The following is a 16719-nucleotide window of genomic DNA, read 5'->3' on the forward strand; positions in this document are numbered from 1 at the left end:
CGGGATCCTAGCGCATTCAATCTGTAATGACGATTGGAATGACAAAATCGATGCGTTGGAATGATTGAAATATCGGCGGTAATGCGGAGGGGAGAAAGGATTTTCCCATGAAAGCCGCTGAAATCCTCCACTTTCACCACGCCGCGTTTCCCCGGGAAAACTTCCGGTCCGTTTTGCCGGGCGTGTTGTTGTGCTGTGCCGTGGCGACCGTGGCCTATGCGCTGGAAGCTGAAGAGCGGGTTCTGGCGGGCCGGGCCTGGCTGGAAAGCCTGGTTCTGGCGATCCTGATCGGCACCGCGCTGCGCAGCCTGTGGGCGCCACATGCTCGATTCAATCATGGAATAGTCTTTAGTTCCAAATATTTACTTGAAATCGCCGTAGTGCTTCTGGGCGCTTCGGTCAGTGGAGCGACGCTGCTGGCGGCGGGCCCGGGCTTGCTTGCGGGCATAGCCGGGGTGGTCGCGGCGGCGCTCTTGCTGGGGTTCGCGATGGGCAGGCTGCTCGGCTTGCCGACGCGCATGGCGCTGCTGGTGGCCTGCGGCAATGCGATCTGCGGCAATTCCGCCATCGCCGCCGTCGCCCCGGTGATCGGCGCCGATAGCGACGACGTTGCCGCCTCCATCGCGTTCACGGCCGTGCTGGGGGTAGCGGTGGTGCTGGGGCTGCCGCTGGCCGGCCTGGCGTTGGGGCTGGGCGGCCATGCCTTCGGCGCCTTTGCCGGGCTGACGGTCTACGCCGTGCCGCAGGTCATTGCCGCCGCCGCGCCGATGGGCCCGGCCGCGGTGCAGACGGGCACGTTGGTCAAGCTGGTGCGCGTGCTGATGCTGGGCCCGGTCTGCCTTGTCCTGTCGCTTGTGACGCGGGGATCGGCAGACGCAGAAGGACCGCAACGCCGGCCGGGGCTGGCCCATCTGGTGCCGTGGTTCATTCTGGGCTTCCTTGCCCTGATGCTGTGTCGCACGCTGGGCCTGATCCCGCAGGCGGCGCTTGCGCCGATGGCGCAGTTGGCGACGGTGCTGACAGTGGTGTCGATGGCTGCGCTGGGGCTGGGCGTGGACTTGCGCACGGTGGCGCAGGCGGGTGGCCGGGTGACGGCCGCCGTCGTCCTTTCCTTGGCCGGGCTGGGCGCGATCAGTCTGGGCCTGCTCCACCTGCTGCACATGGTTTGAGCGGATGGTTGTTTTCTTGCGCAGACAAGACTTGTTCTTGCACGGGCAAGTCTTCCTTCGCCCCGGCGATGGGATAACCACGACTGATCGCTATGGGGCGGCCCGATTACATGGTATCTTCGCAGCAACCACCAAAGAGTGGATTGAGAGGAGAGCCAGTATGGAAGGCTTGGAATCCGTGTTTTGCGTATGCGAATTCCGTACGTTGTGCGCTGCGGTAGCGTGCAGCGGCACATTCGCACTGATGACGATACTACTGCTGACCTGATTTCTCCGCCGCCGCGTCCGGCCCACCCAGGCTGCGCGGGGCGCCCATTTCGACCAGCCGGTCGTTCAGGATTTCGAGAGTCCGCAGGAATGTGGACTGTTGCTCGTCGTCCAGCACCTCAAAGAACTGCGCGATGAAGGCATTCTTGTGAGGTTCCACCTCCCGGATCACTGCCTTGCCCTCTTCCGTCAGGCTGATCCGCTTGGCTCGTCGATCGTTCGGATCCGGGCTGCGCACGGCCAGCCCCTCTCGCTCCAGCGCGTCAATCGCTTCCGTCACCGTACGCGGCGCCTGTCCCAGCACCTCGCAAATGTCGGTGGAGCGCACCGATCCGCCGCGCTCTATCGCCAGCAGCAGTTTTAATTGCGCCAGCGATGCACCCTGCGCGCGCATCCGGTCGTTGAACAGCCGGTGCATGCGCAAGTGCAGGTCGCGCAACTGCTCCATGGATTGCAGGCGAATAGTCATGGCAAGAAATATTGTGGGACCATATGAAATGCCATTGCCATATGCTGCATAGCGGTGCAAGGGCGCATCCATCACTGCTGCGATGCAGCACACAGGTCTGAGCTGCACCGCAGCAACAAGCAACGAGAAGCGATTGATGGCAAACGACGGAATCGATTCGGACGGTCAGCCGGTGAACGACGGCGCAGAGCGTCCTTCCGCGCTCAAGCGGCCCGGCATCCGCCGCGTGCTGTTTCTGGGTGCGGCCGTGGTGGTCATCGGCGTGGGCGCCTGGGTGCTGCATTACGTGACGCGCGGGCAGTATCTGGAAGACACCAACGACGCGTTCATCCAGGCCGATGCGGTTACCGTTTCGCCCCGGATTTCGGGCTATGTCGACGCCGTGCTGGTGGGCGACAACCAGGACGTGAAGGCCGGCCAGCCGCTGGTGAAGATCGACCCGCGCGACTATAACGCGCAGGCCGCCCAGTATCAGGCGCAGATCGACGTGGCCAAGGCCAATGCCGAGAACGTGCGCGCCGGCATCGGCGAGCAGGAAGCCGCGATCGCGCAGGCGCAGGCGCAGCTTGCCTCGGCCGAGGAAGACGCCCGCTATGCCGAGCGCGAGGCTGCCCGTTACGCCCCGCTGGCCGCCAGCGGCGCCGAAACCAAGGAGCATCTGGCCACACTGCGCAATCAGGCCGCCAAGGCCCGCGCCACGGCCGATGCCCAGCGCGCCGCGCTGACGTCCGCCCAGCGCCGCATCGCCGCGTTGAACGCACAAGTGCAGCAGGCGCAGGCGCAGGGCGAAGCCGCCCGCGCGCAACTGGCTTCCGCCCACGTCAATGTCGGGTCCACCACGCTGACCGCCAGTGTCGATGGCCGCATCGGTGATCGCACCGTGCGCGCCGGACAGTTCGTGCAGGCCGGCACCCGCCTGATGTCGGTGGTGCCGCTGTCCAAGCTTTACGTCACGGCGAACTTCAAGGAAACGCAGATCGGTCTGATGCGCCCCGGCCAGCCGGCGATGATCGAGGTGGACGCGCTGAACGGCACCAAGATTCGCGGCCACGTCGAAAGCGTGTCGCCGGGTACCGGTTCGCAGTTCTCGCTGCTGCCGCCGCAGAACGCCACCGGCAACTTCACCAAGATCGTGCAGCGCGTGCCGGTGCGCATCGCCATCGACGCCGGCCCTGAAGCGCGCCGCGTGCTGGTGCCGGGCCTGTCAGTCACCGTCACGGTCGACACGATCGGTGAGAAGGGATCGCAGCAGGCCATTGCCAAGCAGGAGAAGGCCCGCCGGACGGGCGATAAGTGAGCGCGTCAGGAAGCCCTGCGGTGAGCACCGGAATTCCCGTTGCGGCGGCGGAAAAGCCCGCCGACGCGGCCGCGTGGCTGGCCGTGGCGGCCGGCACGCTGGGCGCGCTGATGGCGACGCTGGACGTGTCCATCGTCAACAGCTCGCTCCCCACGATCCAGGGCGAAATCGGCGCCAGCGGCACCGAGGGCACCTGGATCGCGACGGCCTATCTGGTGGCCGAGATCGTCATCATTCCGCTGTCCGGCTGGCTTGAGCGCCTGCTGGGCCTGCGCACGCTGCTGCTGGTGGCATCGGCGCTGTTCACGCTGTTCTCGATGATGTGCGGCCTTTCCACGACGCTGACGATGATGATCATCGGCCGCATCGGGCAGGGCTTCACCGGCGGCGCGCTGATCCCGACAGCCATGACCATCGTGGCCACGCGATTGCCCCGCGCGCAGCAACCGATCGGTAATGCGCTGTTCGGCGCGACCGCGCTGCTGGGGCCGGTGGTGGGCCCGGTGCTGGGCGGCTGGCTGACCGAGAATGTCAGCTGGCACTATGCCTTCTTCCTCAACCTGCCGGTCGGCATCGCACTCGCGACGCTGCTGCTGGTGGCGATCCCGCACCAGAAGGCGCACCTGAACCTGATCCGCGAGGCGGACTGGCTGGGCATCCTTGGCCTTGCCCTTGGGCTTGGCGGGCTGACCGTGGTGCTGGAGGAAGGCGAGCGGGAGCAGTGGTTCTCCTCCCACCTGATCCTGATGCTGACGGCGGTTTCGATCCTGGGTCTGGTCCTGCTGGGGCTGGGGCAGGTGATATCGAAGAAGCCGGTGATCAAGCTGAAGCTGTTGCTGGACCGGCAGTTCGGCAGCGTCGTCGCCATGGTGACCGTGGTCGGCATGGTGATCTACGGCACGTCCTACGTGATCCCGCAGTTCCTTTCGCAGATCGCCGGTTACAACTCGCTGCAATCGGGGCAGGTGGTGATGCTTTCGGGCATTCCCGTCATGCTGATGATGCCGATTACCCCGTGGCTGATCCGCAATGTCGACATCCGCCTTTCGGTCTGTTTCGGCCTTTCGATCCTGGCGCTCAGCGCCTGGCTGGAAACGGACATCACCCCGCTTTCGGACGGCAAGGACTTCGTAGACAGCCAGCTTCTGCGCGGCATGGGCACGGTGTTCTGCATGATGTTCCTGAACCAGGCGGCGATCCGTTCGGTGCCGAAGGAAGAGGCAGGCGATGCTTCCGGCCTCTACAACGCGGCGCGCAACCTGGGCGGTTCTTTCGCGCTGGCCGGCATCGCGGTGATCCAGGACCAGCGCCTGTGGCTGCACGCGCGCCGGCTGGAAGAAACGCTCAACGCCAACTCGGTCTCCGTGCAGGATTACGTCTCTGCTCAAGGCGCCGGGGTGCTGCGATCGCTGGAAGCAACGATCCAGATGCAGGCGCTGACGATGACTTATGCGGACATGTTCTGGATGATGTCGGTGGGCATCGTCTTCGTCATCCCGCTCACGCTGTTCCTGCGCCCGCTTCCGAAGAATGCGCCGCTGGCGACCGGACATTGAGGAAAACCATGCGTTCCTACCTTCTTCTTCCCCTGCTTGCCGGCACCGCGCTTGCAGGCTGCACGGTTGGCCCCAACTATGCCGGCCCGCCCAAGACCGCGGCCGACGGCAATGCCGCCTTCGTGCGCGCTGATGCAGGCAGCGTCACCAACGCGCCGCCGGTCGCCGAATGGTGGAAGCCGCTGGGCGATCCGCTGCTGGATGACCTGATCGCTAAGGCCCTGGCCGACAATACCGACGTTCAGGCGGGCGAGGCGAAGCTGCGTCAGGCGCAGGCCACTCTAGGTGAGGAGCGGGCCAACCTTGGGCCCAAGGCCAGCGCCTCTGCGCTCTATGCCCACGCGCACGTGCCCGGTGTCGCGTTCGGCCAGAGCGACAGCAGCGATTCCAGCGGTTCGGGATCGGACAGCAGCGGCGGCAGCAGCGGTACCGACCTCAATCTGTTCAACGTCGGCGTCAATGCCAGCTGGGAAATAGACCTGTTCGGCGGCCAGCGCCGTGCGATCGAGGCGGCCCGTGCCACCATGGAAGGCGCGCAGGCCAGCCTTTCCGACGTGCAGGTCAGCATTTCCGCCAGCGTCGCGCAGAATTACCTGAACTTGCGCGATCGCCAGCAGCGGATCGTGCTGGGCGAACAGTCGATCGCCTTGCAGGAAGACGTGCTGGCGCTGACCCGCCAACGGTTCCAGAGCGGCACGGCCACGGCGATGGAAGTCGCGCAGATCGAGGGGCAGTTGGCCTCCACCCGCGCGCAGATCGCCCCGCTTTCGGCCGAGCGTGACGCCTACCTCAACGCGCTGGCGGTGCTGACCGGGCAGGCGCCGGGCGCGCTGGACGCCAGCCTTGCCCCGGCGGGTGAACTGCCGCTGCCGCCCGCTTCGGTGCCGGTGGGCGATCCGGCGCAATTGATCGCGCATCGCCCCGATATCCGGCAGGCCGAGCGCACCTTGGCGGCGGACACGGCCAAGATCGGCCAGTCGGAGGCGGCGCGTTTCCCGCATCTTTCGTTCATGGGGCTGATCGGCATCGGCGGCACCAAGATCAGCGATCTGGGCAAGCTGGACGATTTCACTGCGCTGGCCGCGCCGCAGCTGAGCTGGAGCTTCCTGGATTTCGGCCGGAACAAGGCCAAGGTCCATCAGGCCGAAGCCGTGCGGGACGAGGCGGAGGCCCGCTATCGCGGCACCGTGCTTTCGGCGCTGCGCGATGCGGAAGACTCGCTCGCGCGGTTCCGCGAGCGCCGCGTCACCGTGGCGGCACTCGCCCGCACGCGGGAGAAGGCGGCACTGGCGGAAAGCCTGACGGCGCAGCGCTTCCAGTCGGGCACCGTGACCAAGATCGCGCTGCTGAACGCGCGGAACGACCTGAACACAGCGGACCAGAACCTGGTGCAGGCCCGCGCGGCGCTGACCGGCGACTACGTTTCGATCCAGAAGTCGCTCGGCCTTGCTTGGAAGTAGGGGCGTGGAAGTCAGCGCCGCTTAGCTGAAGCTGGGGCAGGGCTCGGGGCGGGCCCTGCCGAAGCCGGCCATGAAGACGAAGGCGGCCAGCACGCCGAACAGGCCGGCGATCATGAAGGCCGGGGTATAGGTTCCCGCCGTCTCGCGGATCACGCCGGCGCCAAAGGCCGCTGTGGAGGCACCGATCTGGTGCGCCACGAAAATCCAGCCGAACACGATCGGCCCATCGCGTTCACCGAAGGTGCTGTTGGCCAGCTTCACCGTCGGCGGCACCGTGGCGATCCAGTCCAGCCCGTAGAACACCGCAAAGATCGTCAGGCTGACCGCGCCGAAATCGATGAACGGCAGCGCCACCAGCGAAAGTCCGCGCAAACCGTAATAGACCGCCAGCAGCCGGCGCGGGTCGTAGCGGTCGGTTAGCCAGCCCGATGCGGTGGTGCCGAACAGGTCGAAGAAACCCATCATCGACAGCACGCCGGCCGCCGCGACCGGGGCGATGCCATGGTCGCCGCAAAAGGCGATCATGTGGGTGCCGACAAGGCCATTGGTGGTCAGGCCGCAGACGAAGAAGCTGCCCGCCAGCAGCCAGAACATCGGCTGGCGCGACGCGCGCATCAGCGCCTCTATCGCCAGCCAGGGCGTTGCCGCCTGCTTCATCGGCGGGGCAGGAGGCGTATCGGCGCTTTCGCCGAAGCGACGTACGCCGCGGCTTTCCGGCCGTTCGGGTACGAAAAGGGCCACCAGCGGGATCAACGCCACGCAGGCCAGGCTGACCGCCAGCGCCACCGGCTTCCACGCGCCGCCCTGCGACAGCCAGGCCAGCACGGGCAGGAAGATCAACGATCCGGTGGCGGTGCTGGCGCTCAGCAGGCCCATCACCAGCCCCTGCCGCGTCGCGAACCAGCGATTGACCACCGCCGCGCCCAGCACGGAAGCGACCGCGCCCGAACCGACGCCCGACACCACGCCCCAACTCAAGACGTAATGCCATGGCTCGGTCATCCAGCGGCTGGCGAAGGTGGCCACGGCCATCAGGGCCAGTCCGGCCAGCATCGTGCGCTTGATCCCCACGCTCATCATCAGCGCCGCCGCGAAGGGGCCGACAAGGCCGTAGAGCAGGATGCCCAGCGCCGCACCGGCAGAGATCGTCGCGCGGTCCCACCCGAAGTGCAGTTCCAGCGGCATCATCATCACGCCGGGGGCCGATCGCAGCCCGGCCGAGGCCAGCAGGGCGAAGAAGGTGACGGCAACCACGATCCATGCGGGATGAAGGCGGCTGGAAGTCTGGGACATCGGGAGCGATCCTTTGCGAAACGGCCGCAAATCTACCGCCATGCGGGCGCCGATCCGAACGAGAAAGTTTGGCTGCGGATGTGACGCAAAGTAACGGGTCGTCCGCGCGGCAGCCTCTCATGACCAATTGCACGACTGGGGACAAGGTTTGGCCGTGGCGTCATTGTCTCTGATGCGGCGACAATCTGTGGCCGGCGACGCGGCTTACGGGAACACGCGATCGCCGGTAGACGCAGCGCCGCAGCAACAACCGAGAATGCAGGAACACGCAATGGCGACCGAGCATGACGCCAACCGGAACGATCAGGCAAACCTGTTCAGCGCGCAGGAATGCAGCGTATTGGCGCTGGCGGCGCGGGACCCTGCCGGGTCGATCGCGTTCGACAAGAAGCGCACGCGCGGCTGGCGCGCCTTCGTGTTCGGCAAGCCATACAACTACTGCCTGGCCAACGATAAGCTGGAAGTGCTGCGGGTAACCGCCGTATTGCTTCGCGGCGGCCACTTCCCGGCCGAACAGTTCTATCGCTTTCGCCTGGCCGGCTATTCGCGTGATCAGTTCGATGCCATCGCGGCCCACTACGCGCCGGCTTCGGCGCTGTCGGCCGCGACATTCGATTTGCCGGATTACGCTGAACCCTACGCCGAAGCGGCCTGACCGGCCCTTACCCCATTGCCCGCCTTGCCACGGGGCCCGCGCATGATCTGCGCTGGGCCCTGTAATCGTTTGAAAAATATATAAAATATACGAACTAACGTCGTTGATATCGATTGCACCGGCCGTCCCGCCAGGACCGCCCTTAAACCGTGCACAATCCGACAAACCGTGAAAAAATCGCGCTCCGGCATCCGTAATGGCCGGTATTCCTCTAGAATTTGGATAGGCCTCCCCCCGCGCCGAACCCGTCGCACCCACGGCCCCAAATCCAGAGGAAGCGATGCGCCAAGTCATAGCTGTTCCGAATTCCGTAACCGTGCGTTCCGCGCATGCATTCAAGCAGGCAATTCTTGCCGGGTACGAAGCGGAGCAAGACACTGATCTTGATTTGTCTGAATTAGACGAAGTCGATCTTGCATTTGTCGAAATCATTTACGCCGCGCGCGACCAATGGGCACGCGCGGGCCGTGAACTGCGCCTGGCGCATCCCGCCGGAGGCTCCGTTGTCGCCCTGCTCGAACGCGCGGGCTTCCTGACGGACCTTACCCCCCAGGACACCGAATTCTGGTTTCACGGAGAACTTCCGCAATGAATGCCTCTATCCTCACCGTCGACGATTCCCCCAGCCTGCGCATGGCGATCCGCATCGCGCTGATCGGCGCCGGCTATGACGTGACCGAAGCCGGCGACGGCGTTGAGGGCTTGGCCGCAGCAGGCGCGAAGCGGTTCGACCTGATCATCACCGATCTCAACATGCCCAACATGGATGGGCTGACGATGATCCGCGAACTGCGCAAGGCGCCGGAACAGGCCGGCGTGCCGATCATCTTCCTGACCACCGAAAGCGACGACGCGATGAAGCAGCAGGCCAAGGCGGCCGGCGCGACCGGCTGGCTGGTGAAGCCCTTCGTGCCCGAACAGCTCATCAAGGTTTCGCGCAAGGTGCTGGGCCGGTGAGCACGCAGGACCCGGTCGCGGCGTTCCGCGTCGAGGCGGGCGAACTGCTGGACCAGATCGAGCACGGGCTGCTCGACCTTGGCCACCGGCTGGACGACCGTGCGCTGATCGACGAAGTGTTCCGGGGGCTGCACACGCTCAAGGGTTCCGGTGCGATGTTCGGCTTCGACGCGCTGGCCCAGTTCACTCACCATTGCGAGACTGCGTTTGATCGCGTGCGCAAGGGGTTGGCCCCGGCGACGCAGGAATTGGTGGCGGTGATCCTGTCCGCGCGCGATCACATGCGCGCGTTGATCGAAGGGGACGGCGCCGATCTGCAAAGCGGGGCGCTGGAAGCCACCGGCGCGGCTATCCTTGAACAGCTGCAGGCCGCGATCGACGGGGCAGGGGGCGTTGCGCCCGCACTCGTTGCCGTTGCTGCGCCTGCAGCCGTCTCCGCCGCTCCGGCCGCATCGACGCTGGGCTGGCGACTGTTCTTCCGCCTGCCCGCCGATGCGATGGCCAACGGCACCAACCCGCTGATGCTGCTGGATGAGCTGCGCGATCTGGGTGAGTGCCGGGTCGTCGCGCGCACCGATGGCATTCCCTCGTTGACCGACCTTGTGCCCACCGAATGCCACATCGGCTGGGACGTCGAATTGCGCGGCGACATCTCGCGCGACGATATCGACGATGTCTTCATCTTCGTGATGGACGACATGGAACTGACCATCGAACCGCTGGAAGCCGATGCCGTGGATACGGCATCGGTGCCCGCGGCGGAGGCCGTCCCGGTGAACGCGGAAGTTCCAGCCGCGGCGCCGGCTGCGTCGGCCCCTGCCGGCAATCAGGCTCCTGCTACCTCTGGCACCAAGCCTGCCAGCGGCGAAAGCGTGCGCGTTCCGGCCGAGCGGCTGGACGAGCTGATGGACCGCGTGGGTGAACTGGTGATCGTGCAGAGCCGCCTTTCGCAGCTCGCCAGCGGCCATGGCTCGGCCGTGGGCAGCGAACTGGCGCTGCGCTCCATCTCCGAGGAAATCGAACGGCTTGCGGGCGAACTGCGCGACACCATGATGGTGCTGCGCATGGTGCCGGTCGCCAGCCTGTTCAGCCGCTTCCGCCGCCTGGTCCACGATCTTGCGCGCGAAACCGGCAAGACCATCGAACTATCGACTGAGGGTGAGACCACGGAAGTCGACAAGACCATGATCGAACGTCTGGCCGATCCGATGGTCCACCTGATCCGCAATGCCTGCGATCACGGGCTGGAAACGCCCGAGGATCGCCTTGCCGCCGGCAAGCCGGCCGCCGGGCAGGTCCACTTGTCCGCACATCAGGCGGGTGGCGAAGTGCTGATCACCATCCGCGACGACGGCCGCGGCATCGACCGCGCCCGCGTGCGCGCCAAGGCGGAATCGCAGGGGCTGATCCAGCCCGGCCAGTCGATTTCCGACCACGACCTGCTGCAGATGATCTTCCATCCCGGCTTCTCTACGGCGGCGCAAGTCACCAACCTGTCCGGCCGCGGCGTCGGCATGGACGTGGTGAAGCGCACGATCGAAAGCCTGCGCGGCGCGATCGACATCACTTCGGCGCCCGGCGAAGGCTCCACCGTGGTGCTGCGCATCCCGCTGACGCTGGCGATCATCGACGGTCTGCTCGTCCGCGTGGGTGAGGGGCGCTATGTGATCCCGCTGGGCGCGGTGGAGGAATGCCTCGAACTCAGCCTTGAGGAAGACCTGCGTTCGCGCGGTCGCAGCTTCATCACCTTGCGCGATCGGCTGGTGCCGTTCCTGCGCCTGCGCGAGATATTCGACACCGGCACGCGGCCCGATCCGCACCAGAAGATCGTCGTCATCGCCACCGGCACGGAGCGTGTCGGCCTGGTGGTGGACCAGATCATCGGCAGCCACCAGACCGTCATCAAGTCGATGTCCCCGCTGCACCGCGACGTCGCGACCTTTGCCGGCGCCACGATCCTGGGTGATGGCGGTGTCGCGCTGATCCTCGACGTCGCGCAGCTCGTCATGCTCGGCCAGAACCAGGAGGAGCGGCTTCGCGCCGCCGGATAAGCACGATGTCCGAACAAGCAACCGCAACGCAGTGGGATGCCGAAGGCAATCTCGAAGTGCTGACCTTCAATCTGGGTGAGGAAACTTTCGCGCTGGAAGCCATGCTGGTCCGCGAGATTCTGGACCTGCTGCCCGAAACCCGCGTGCCCGGTGCGGCGCCGCTGCTGGGCAGCGTGGTCAATTTTCGCGGCAAGATCATCCCGATTGCCGACCTGCGACTGGCTTTCGCCATGCCGGCGGCCGAGGCGACCGTCGACAGCCGCATCGTCGTGATCGAGACGGAAGCGGAAGGCGAGACGTTCCAGATCGGCATCCGCACCGACAAGGTGCACGAAGTGGCAACGCTACAGCGCGCCGCCAGCGAGGAGCCGCCCGCCGTCGGCATGCGCTGGCGCCGTGATTTCGTACGCGAACTGGTTCGCAGGCAGGACGGCGTGGTCGTCCTGCCCGATCTGGCCGCGATCTTCCGTTCACTGGTCGGCAGCGCGGAATCCGCCGCCGCCCAGTCATCCACACTCCACTGAGCCGGGGGGCATCATGCGCGCGACCATCAAGCTGAAGCTGGGGGGCACTTTCGTGCTCCTGCTGATCATCATGACCGCAACGATCGTGGTGGGCATTTCCCGCCTGACGATCCTTAATGACGCCATCGGCAGTCTCGTCACCGGCCCTGCCAAGCAGCTGGACCGCGCCCGCAGCATCGACGGCGGCGTCAGCATGATGGTGCGTGCGGAAAAGAACCTGACGCTGACGGACGATCCCGCCACTCGCCGCGATCTCGAAACGGAGATCGATACCTGGCGCGGCAAGATCGAGCAGACCGTGGAGCAGGGCAATGCCGCCGCTTCGGCCGACACGCGTGCGTCGTGGTCCAAGCTGCGTGATCAGTGGAATGCGTTCAAGCCGGTGAACGCGCAAGTCGCGACGCTCAGCACGACGGATCGTTCCGCTGCGGTGACGTTGACCATGGGTGAATCGCGCGACCGTGCCCATGCGGTGACGGCGATCGTCGAGGAACTGGTGCAGGTCGAACAGCAGACCATGGCCAAGGCCGACGATGATACCGAAGTGACCTATGATTCCGCACGGACACTGATGATCGCCATGGGTGTCGTCGCCGTCCTGATCACGGTGGCTGCGGCCGCCTATCTGGCGCTGCTGATCTCTCGCGGGCTGAAATCGGCCGGCGATGCGATGAGCCAGGTGGCCGACGGCGACCTGACCCGCACGGTCGAGGTGAAGTCGAACGACGAAATCAGCGATCTGCTGGGTCATGTGAACACGATGATAGAGCGTCTGCGCGGCGTGGTGGGCGACGCCACCGTTGCGGCGGAGAACGTGTCCACCGGCAGCCAGGAACTTTCGGCCAATTCCGAGCAGGTGTCGCAAGGCGCGACCGAGCAGGCCGCCGCTGCCGAACAGGCTTCGGCGTCGATGGAAGAGATGGCCGCCAACATCAAGCAGAACGCCGACAATGCCGCGCAGACCGAGAAGATCGCGCGCCAGTCCTCCAAGGATGCCGAAAGCAGCGGCGTGGCCGTGGACCGCGCGGTGGGCGCGATGCGCACGATTGCCGAGAAGATCGGTATCGTTCAGGAAATCGCCCGCCAGACCGACCTGCTGGCCCTGAACGCGGCGGTGGAAGCCGCGCGCGCGGGTGAGCATGGCCGTGGCTTCGCGGTGGTCGCTTCCGAAGTGCGCAAGCTGGCCGAACGCAGCCAGCAGGCATCGGCAGAGATCAGCGCCGTCTCCACCGAAACGGTGCAGGCCGCCGCCGAAGCGGGGGAGATGCTGTCGAAGCTGGTGCCCGATATTCGCCGCACGGCCGAACTCGTCTCCGAAATCAGCGTGGCCTGCCGCGAACAGGACATCGGCGCCTCGCAGATCAACGAGGCGATCCAGCAGCTCGATCAGGTGACCCAGCAGAACGCCGGCGCCTCCGAGCAGATTTCGACAACCTCCGAAGAACTCGCCGCGCAGGCGGAAGAGCTTCAGGCCTCGATCGCCTACTTCCGCGTGACCGACGCGCCGGTACGCCGCAAGACGCCGGCAATCGCGGCCCGCCCGGCCACGGCTCCCGCGCGCAAGATGGCGCAGCCGGTCCGCTCGGCCCGTTCGCTGTCCGTCGCCGATCAGCAGGCCCGCGCCCGTGGCTTCGCGCTCGATCTCTCTACCGGCGGTCCGGATAGCGAGGACGACGCCTTCAGCACGAACGCGGCCTGATCCGCACCGATTTTCCGTTTCCCCCCATTCGGGTTTGCAAGGTTACCTTACCCATGCGTGCAACCATAAAAATGAAGCTGGGCGTCACGTTCGGCATAATCCTGCTGCTGCTGGCAGTCGTCGTCGGCGTCAGCCTTACCCGTCTCAGCACCCTGAACACGGCGGTCTCCGACCTGATTGCCGGCCCCGCCGCGCGTCTGGACCGGGCGCAGCAGGTGCAGGTGGTGTTCGGCACGCTGTCGCGCAACGAGCGCAGCATGACGATGACGAACGACCCGTCGCAGATGAAAGAGTTCGATGACAAGGTGACGCGCGCCCTCACCGAATTCGACCGTCTGGTCGAAGAGGGCGAGGCGGCGGCCACGCCCGGCACGCGCCAGACCTGGCGGGACATGCGCGCCGCGCTCGACAACTTCAAGCCGATGGATACGCGCATCCGCGATCTGGCGCGCGCGAACCAGAATGACGAGGCCGCCCGATTGGCGCTTGGCCCGGCACGTGCGGTGCTGGACCGTGTCAACAAGCAGGCCGACGTGCTTGTCGACCGTGCGCGTGACGACATGAAGCAGGTGGATGCGGATACCGACGCGCTCTACGCCTCTGCCCGCTATACGCTGCTGACCGTTGCTGCGATCGCCATTCTGGGCGCGCTGGCCGGCGGTATCTGGATCTCGCTGATCGTCTCGCGCGGTCTGGGCCGCGTCAGCACGGTGATCAACGCGGTGGCCATCGGCGACCTCGATCAGGACGTGGAAGTCACCTCGAACGACGAGATCAAGGATCTGGTCGATACCGTCAACAAGATGACCGCCAATTTGCGCGTCAGCGCTGCCCTGGCCGACAAGATCGCCGATGGCGACCTGACCGTATCGCACAAGCCGCTGTCCGATGAGGACAAGCTGGGCCATGCCCTCGTTCGCATGATCGAGCGTCTGCGCGGCGTGGTGGGCGATGCTACCGTTGCGGCCAACAATGTGGCGAGCGGCAGCCAGGAACTCTCCTCCACCTCCGAACAGGTTTCGCAGGGCGCCACCGAGCAGGCGGCTGCTGCCGAGCAGGCCTCGGCGTCGATGGAAGAGATGTCGGCCAACATCAAGCAGAACGCCGAGAACGCGGCGCAGACCGAGAAGATCGCCCGCCAGTCGGCACAGGATGCCGAAGCCAGCGGCGTTGCGGTCGACCGTGCAGTTGGCGCCATGCGCACGATTGCCGAGAAGATCGGCATCGTCCAGGAAATCGCCCGCCAGACCGACCTTCTTGCCCTGAACGCGGCCGTCGAGGCAGCGCGCGCGGGCGAGCATGGTCGCGGCTTCGCGGTCGTCGCCTCCGAAGTGCGTAAGTTGGCCGAACGCAGCCAGGGTGCGGCCGCAGAGATCAGCGCGGTTTCCTCCAACACCGTCGATGCCGCTACCGAAGCGGGCGAGATGCTGTCCCGCCTTGTGCCCGACATTCGCCGCACCGCCGAACTGATCTCCGAAATCAGCGCCGCCTGCCGCGAACAGGATATCGGCGCGGGCCAGATCAATCAGGCGATCCAGCAGCTTGATCAGGTCACCCAGCAGAACGCCGGCGCGTCCGAGGAAATCTCTGCCACTTCGGAAGAACTGGCGGCGCAGGCCGAGGAGCTTCAGGCAAGCATGGCCTATTTCAAGGTCGAGGATGCCGGCAAGCCGGGCCGCTCGGCCGGTATGGCCCGCACCGCGCCTGCCGTGCGCAAGCCGGCCCCGGTCAAGACGGCGGTGAAGGCCCCGATCAAGACGCCGATCAACGGCGGTGCGAAGCGTCCGGCCACCAATGGCCACGCCCGCCCGAACGGTTTCGCGCTCGATCTCGCCATGGGTGGCGCGGACGATCACGACGACGCCTTCGGGATGCAGAACGCATGACGAGCGGGCAGGAAATCCAGGCCGTAACCTTCGGGCTGGGGGCAGAGATCTTCGCGGTGCCGGTAACACTGGTCCGCGAGATCCTGGACTACCGGGATACCTTCCGCATCCCCAACGGCCCGGATTACCTGCTCGGCCTGACGGACATGCGCGGGGAGGGCGTCACCACGATCGACTTTCGCCTGCGGCTTGGCCTGCCGGCGGTGGAGCCGACCCCGGCGACGCGCATCCTGGTGATCGACATCCCGCTGGAAGACCGCGTGCTGGTGCTGGGGCTGGTGGTCGACCGCGTGATCGAGGTCACCAGCTTCCGCGCCGACCAGATCGGCGCCGCGCCTGACGTGGGCGTGCGCTGGCCGTCCGACTACATCGGTGGCGTGGTGAAGCGGGAGGAAGGCTTCACCGTGCTGGTGGACATGGCACGCATCTTCACCACCGAGGATGTCGCTCGGCTTTCTGCCCCGATGGCGGCGCCCGTCGCGATTCCCGCCTGATTTCCCCTGCGAAACCGGGCGCCCCTTCGCGGGCGCCCACCCTTCTTCTGTCTCGAAAGCCGCCACGATGTCCGCAGCCGCCCTTGCCACACGCAGTTCGTCCGCCGTGCAGCCTCTTGGCGACCACATGAGCAAGCGCAATTTCGCGCGCCTGGCGGCCTATATCTACGAGGAATCGGGCATCAAGATGCCCGAAAGCAAGAAGACGATGCTGGAAGGCCGCCTGCGCCGCCGCCAGCGCGCAACGGGCGCGGTCACGCTGGATGCCTATTGCGACCTGCTGTTTACTGACGCGAACCTGCCGTCCGAAGGGCTGGCGCTGATCAATGCCGTCACCACCAACAAGACCGATTTCTTCCGCGAACCGGGCCATTTCGATTACCTGAGCAACGTGATCCTGCCCGAGATGGCGGCGCGCGGCGTGCGCAGCATCCGGGCCTGGAGCGCTGCCTGTTCGACCGGGCCAGAGCCTTACACCCTGGCCATGGTGCTGGACGATTACGCCGAAACCAAAGGCGGCCCGGCCTATGGCATCCTGGCCACCGATCTCGACACCGATGTGCTGGAAACCGCGCGCAGCGGTATCTACCCGGCCGAATTGGTGGAGCCCGTGCCTGCACCGTTGCAGCGCAAATACGTCATGTCCTCGCGCGATCCGAAGCGGCGCGATGTGCGCATGGTGCCGGAACTGCGCGCCGCGATCGGTTTCGCGCGGCTCAACCTGATGGACGATCACTATCCGGTGGGTGAGCCGATGCACCTGATCTTCTGCCGCAACGTGCTGATCTATTTCGACAAGCCGACGCAGCGCAAGGTCGTCTCGCAACTGGTCGATTGCCTGAAGCCGGGTGGCTACCTGTTCCTGGGCCATTCGGAATCGATCACCGGGCACGATCTGCCGCTGACGCAGGTGGCCAACACCGTGTTCCGGAAGGGCTGAGC

General features: G+C 65.8%; 15 protein-coding genes. 13 read left to right on the forward strand and 2 right to left on the reverse strand.

The genetic code is table 11. The annotated features are described in order from the left end of the window. Positions 1–107 precede the first annotated feature (107 nt). A complete protein-coding gene (locus tag WBP06_RS20005) occupies positions 108–1169 on the forward strand; it encodes a YeiH family protein (protein ID WP_395336536.1) in 1062 nt (353 codons plus the stop codon). 253 nt (positions 1170–1422) lie between these two features. On the opposite strand, the gene WBP06_RS20010 is transcribed toward WBP06_RS20005, so the two are convergent. Continuing rightward, positions 1423–1977 carry a MarR family winged helix-turn-helix transcriptional regulator gene (locus tag WBP06_RS20010; protein ID WP_395337529.1) on the reverse strand — a complete coding sequence of 185 codons (555 nt, stop codon included), beginning with the start codon at positions 1975–1977 and terminating at the stop codon, positions 1423–1425. 64 nt (positions 1978–2041) lie between these two features. On the opposite strand from WBP06_RS20010, the gene WBP06_RS20015 reads away from it, so the two are divergent. The 3 genes from WBP06_RS20015 to WBP06_RS20025 are packed head-to-tail and all read left to right on the forward strand — an operon-like array spanning position 2042 to position 6218. Continuing rightward, entirely contained in the window at positions 2042–3202 is a 1161-nt protein-coding gene (locus tag WBP06_RS20015; RefSeq protein ID WP_395336538.1) for an HlyD family secretion protein, read from the forward strand. Between the two features lie 20 nt (positions 3203–3222). Beyond that, positions 3223–4758, forward strand: a complete 1536-nt coding sequence (locus tag WBP06_RS20020; RefSeq protein ID WP_395336540.1) for an MDR family MFS transporter — start codon at positions 3223–3225, stop codon at positions 4756–4758. An 8-nt stretch (positions 4759–4766) separates the two neighbouring features. After that, the gene (locus WBP06_RS20025; protein ID WP_395336542.1) at positions 4767–6218 is read left to right on the forward strand and encodes an efflux transporter outer membrane subunit; all 1452 of its coding nucleotides are present in this window, start codon (positions 4767–4769) and stop codon (positions 6216–6218) included. A gap of 21 nt (positions 6219–6239) precedes the next feature. Here WBP06_RS20025 and WBP06_RS20030 read toward each other — a convergent pair whose 3' ends face one another. Then, positions 6240–7511: an MFS transporter gene (locus WBP06_RS20030; protein ID WP_395336544.1), complete on the reverse strand. Its 1272-nt coding sequence runs from the start codon at positions 7509–7511 to the stop codon at positions 6240–6242. Between the two features lie 271 nt (positions 7512–7782). On the opposite strand from WBP06_RS20030, the gene WBP06_RS20035 reads away from it, so the two are divergent. The 9 genes from WBP06_RS20035 (at position 7783) to WBP06_RS20075 (ending at position 16717) form a co-directional block, all read left to right on the forward strand. Further along, positions 7783–8166, forward strand: coding sequence for a hypothetical protein (locus WBP06_RS20035; RefSeq protein WP_395336546.1), 384 nt, complete (start codon positions 7783–7785; stop codon positions 8164–8166). Between the two features lie 280 nt (positions 8167–8446). Next, positions 8447–8758 carry an STAS domain-containing protein gene (locus WBP06_RS20040; RefSeq protein WP_395336548.1) on the forward strand — a complete coding sequence of 104 codons (312 nt, stop codon included), beginning with the start codon at positions 8447–8449 and terminating at the stop codon, positions 8756–8758. After that, positions 8755–9123: a response regulator gene (locus WBP06_RS20045; protein ID WP_395336550.1), complete on the forward strand. Its 369-nt coding sequence runs from the start codon at positions 8755–8757 to the stop codon at positions 9121–9123. The genes WBP06_RS20040 and WBP06_RS20045 overlap by 4 nt, the downstream gene beginning before the upstream one ends. Then, entirely contained in the window at positions 9120–11174 is a 2055-nt protein-coding gene (locus tag WBP06_RS20050; RefSeq protein ID WP_395336553.1) for a chemotaxis protein CheA, read from the forward strand. Before WBP06_RS20045 ends, WBP06_RS20050 begins: the two co-directional genes overlap by 4 nt. A 5-nt stretch (positions 11175–11179) precedes the next feature. Then, entirely contained in the window at positions 11180–11698 is a 519-nt protein-coding gene (locus tag WBP06_RS20055; protein WP_395336556.1) for a chemotaxis protein CheW, read from the forward strand. Between the two features lie 13 nt (positions 11699–11711). Beyond that, on the forward strand, positions 11712–13397 hold the full coding sequence (locus WBP06_RS20060) for a methyl-accepting chemotaxis protein (RefSeq protein WP_395336559.1): 1686 nt from the start codon (positions 11712–11714) through the stop codon (positions 13395–13397). Positions 13398–13450: 53 nt separating this feature from the next. Further along, positions 13451–15283, forward strand: coding sequence for a methyl-accepting chemotaxis protein (locus WBP06_RS20065; RefSeq protein WP_395336562.1), 1833 nt, complete (start codon positions 13451–13453; stop codon positions 15281–15283). Beyond that, positions 15280–15777 carry a chemotaxis protein CheW gene (locus WBP06_RS20070; RefSeq protein WP_395336565.1) on the forward strand — a complete coding sequence of 166 codons (498 nt, stop codon included), beginning with the start codon at positions 15280–15282 and terminating at the stop codon, positions 15775–15777. The genes WBP06_RS20065 and WBP06_RS20070 overlap by 4 nt, the downstream gene beginning before the upstream one ends. 127 nt (positions 15778–15904) lie before the next feature. Beyond that, a complete protein-coding gene (locus tag WBP06_RS20075; RefSeq protein ID WP_395337533.1) occupies positions 15905–16717 on the forward strand; it encodes a CheR family methyltransferase in 813 nt (270 codons plus the stop codon). Positions 16718–16719: the final 2 nt, after the last annotated feature.

Origin of the sequence: Novosphingobium mississippiense, from assembly GCF_044029535.1 — a bacterium.
Taxonomy (GTDB): domain Bacteria; phylum Pseudomonadota; class Alphaproteobacteria; order Sphingomonadales; family Sphingomonadaceae; genus Novosphingobium.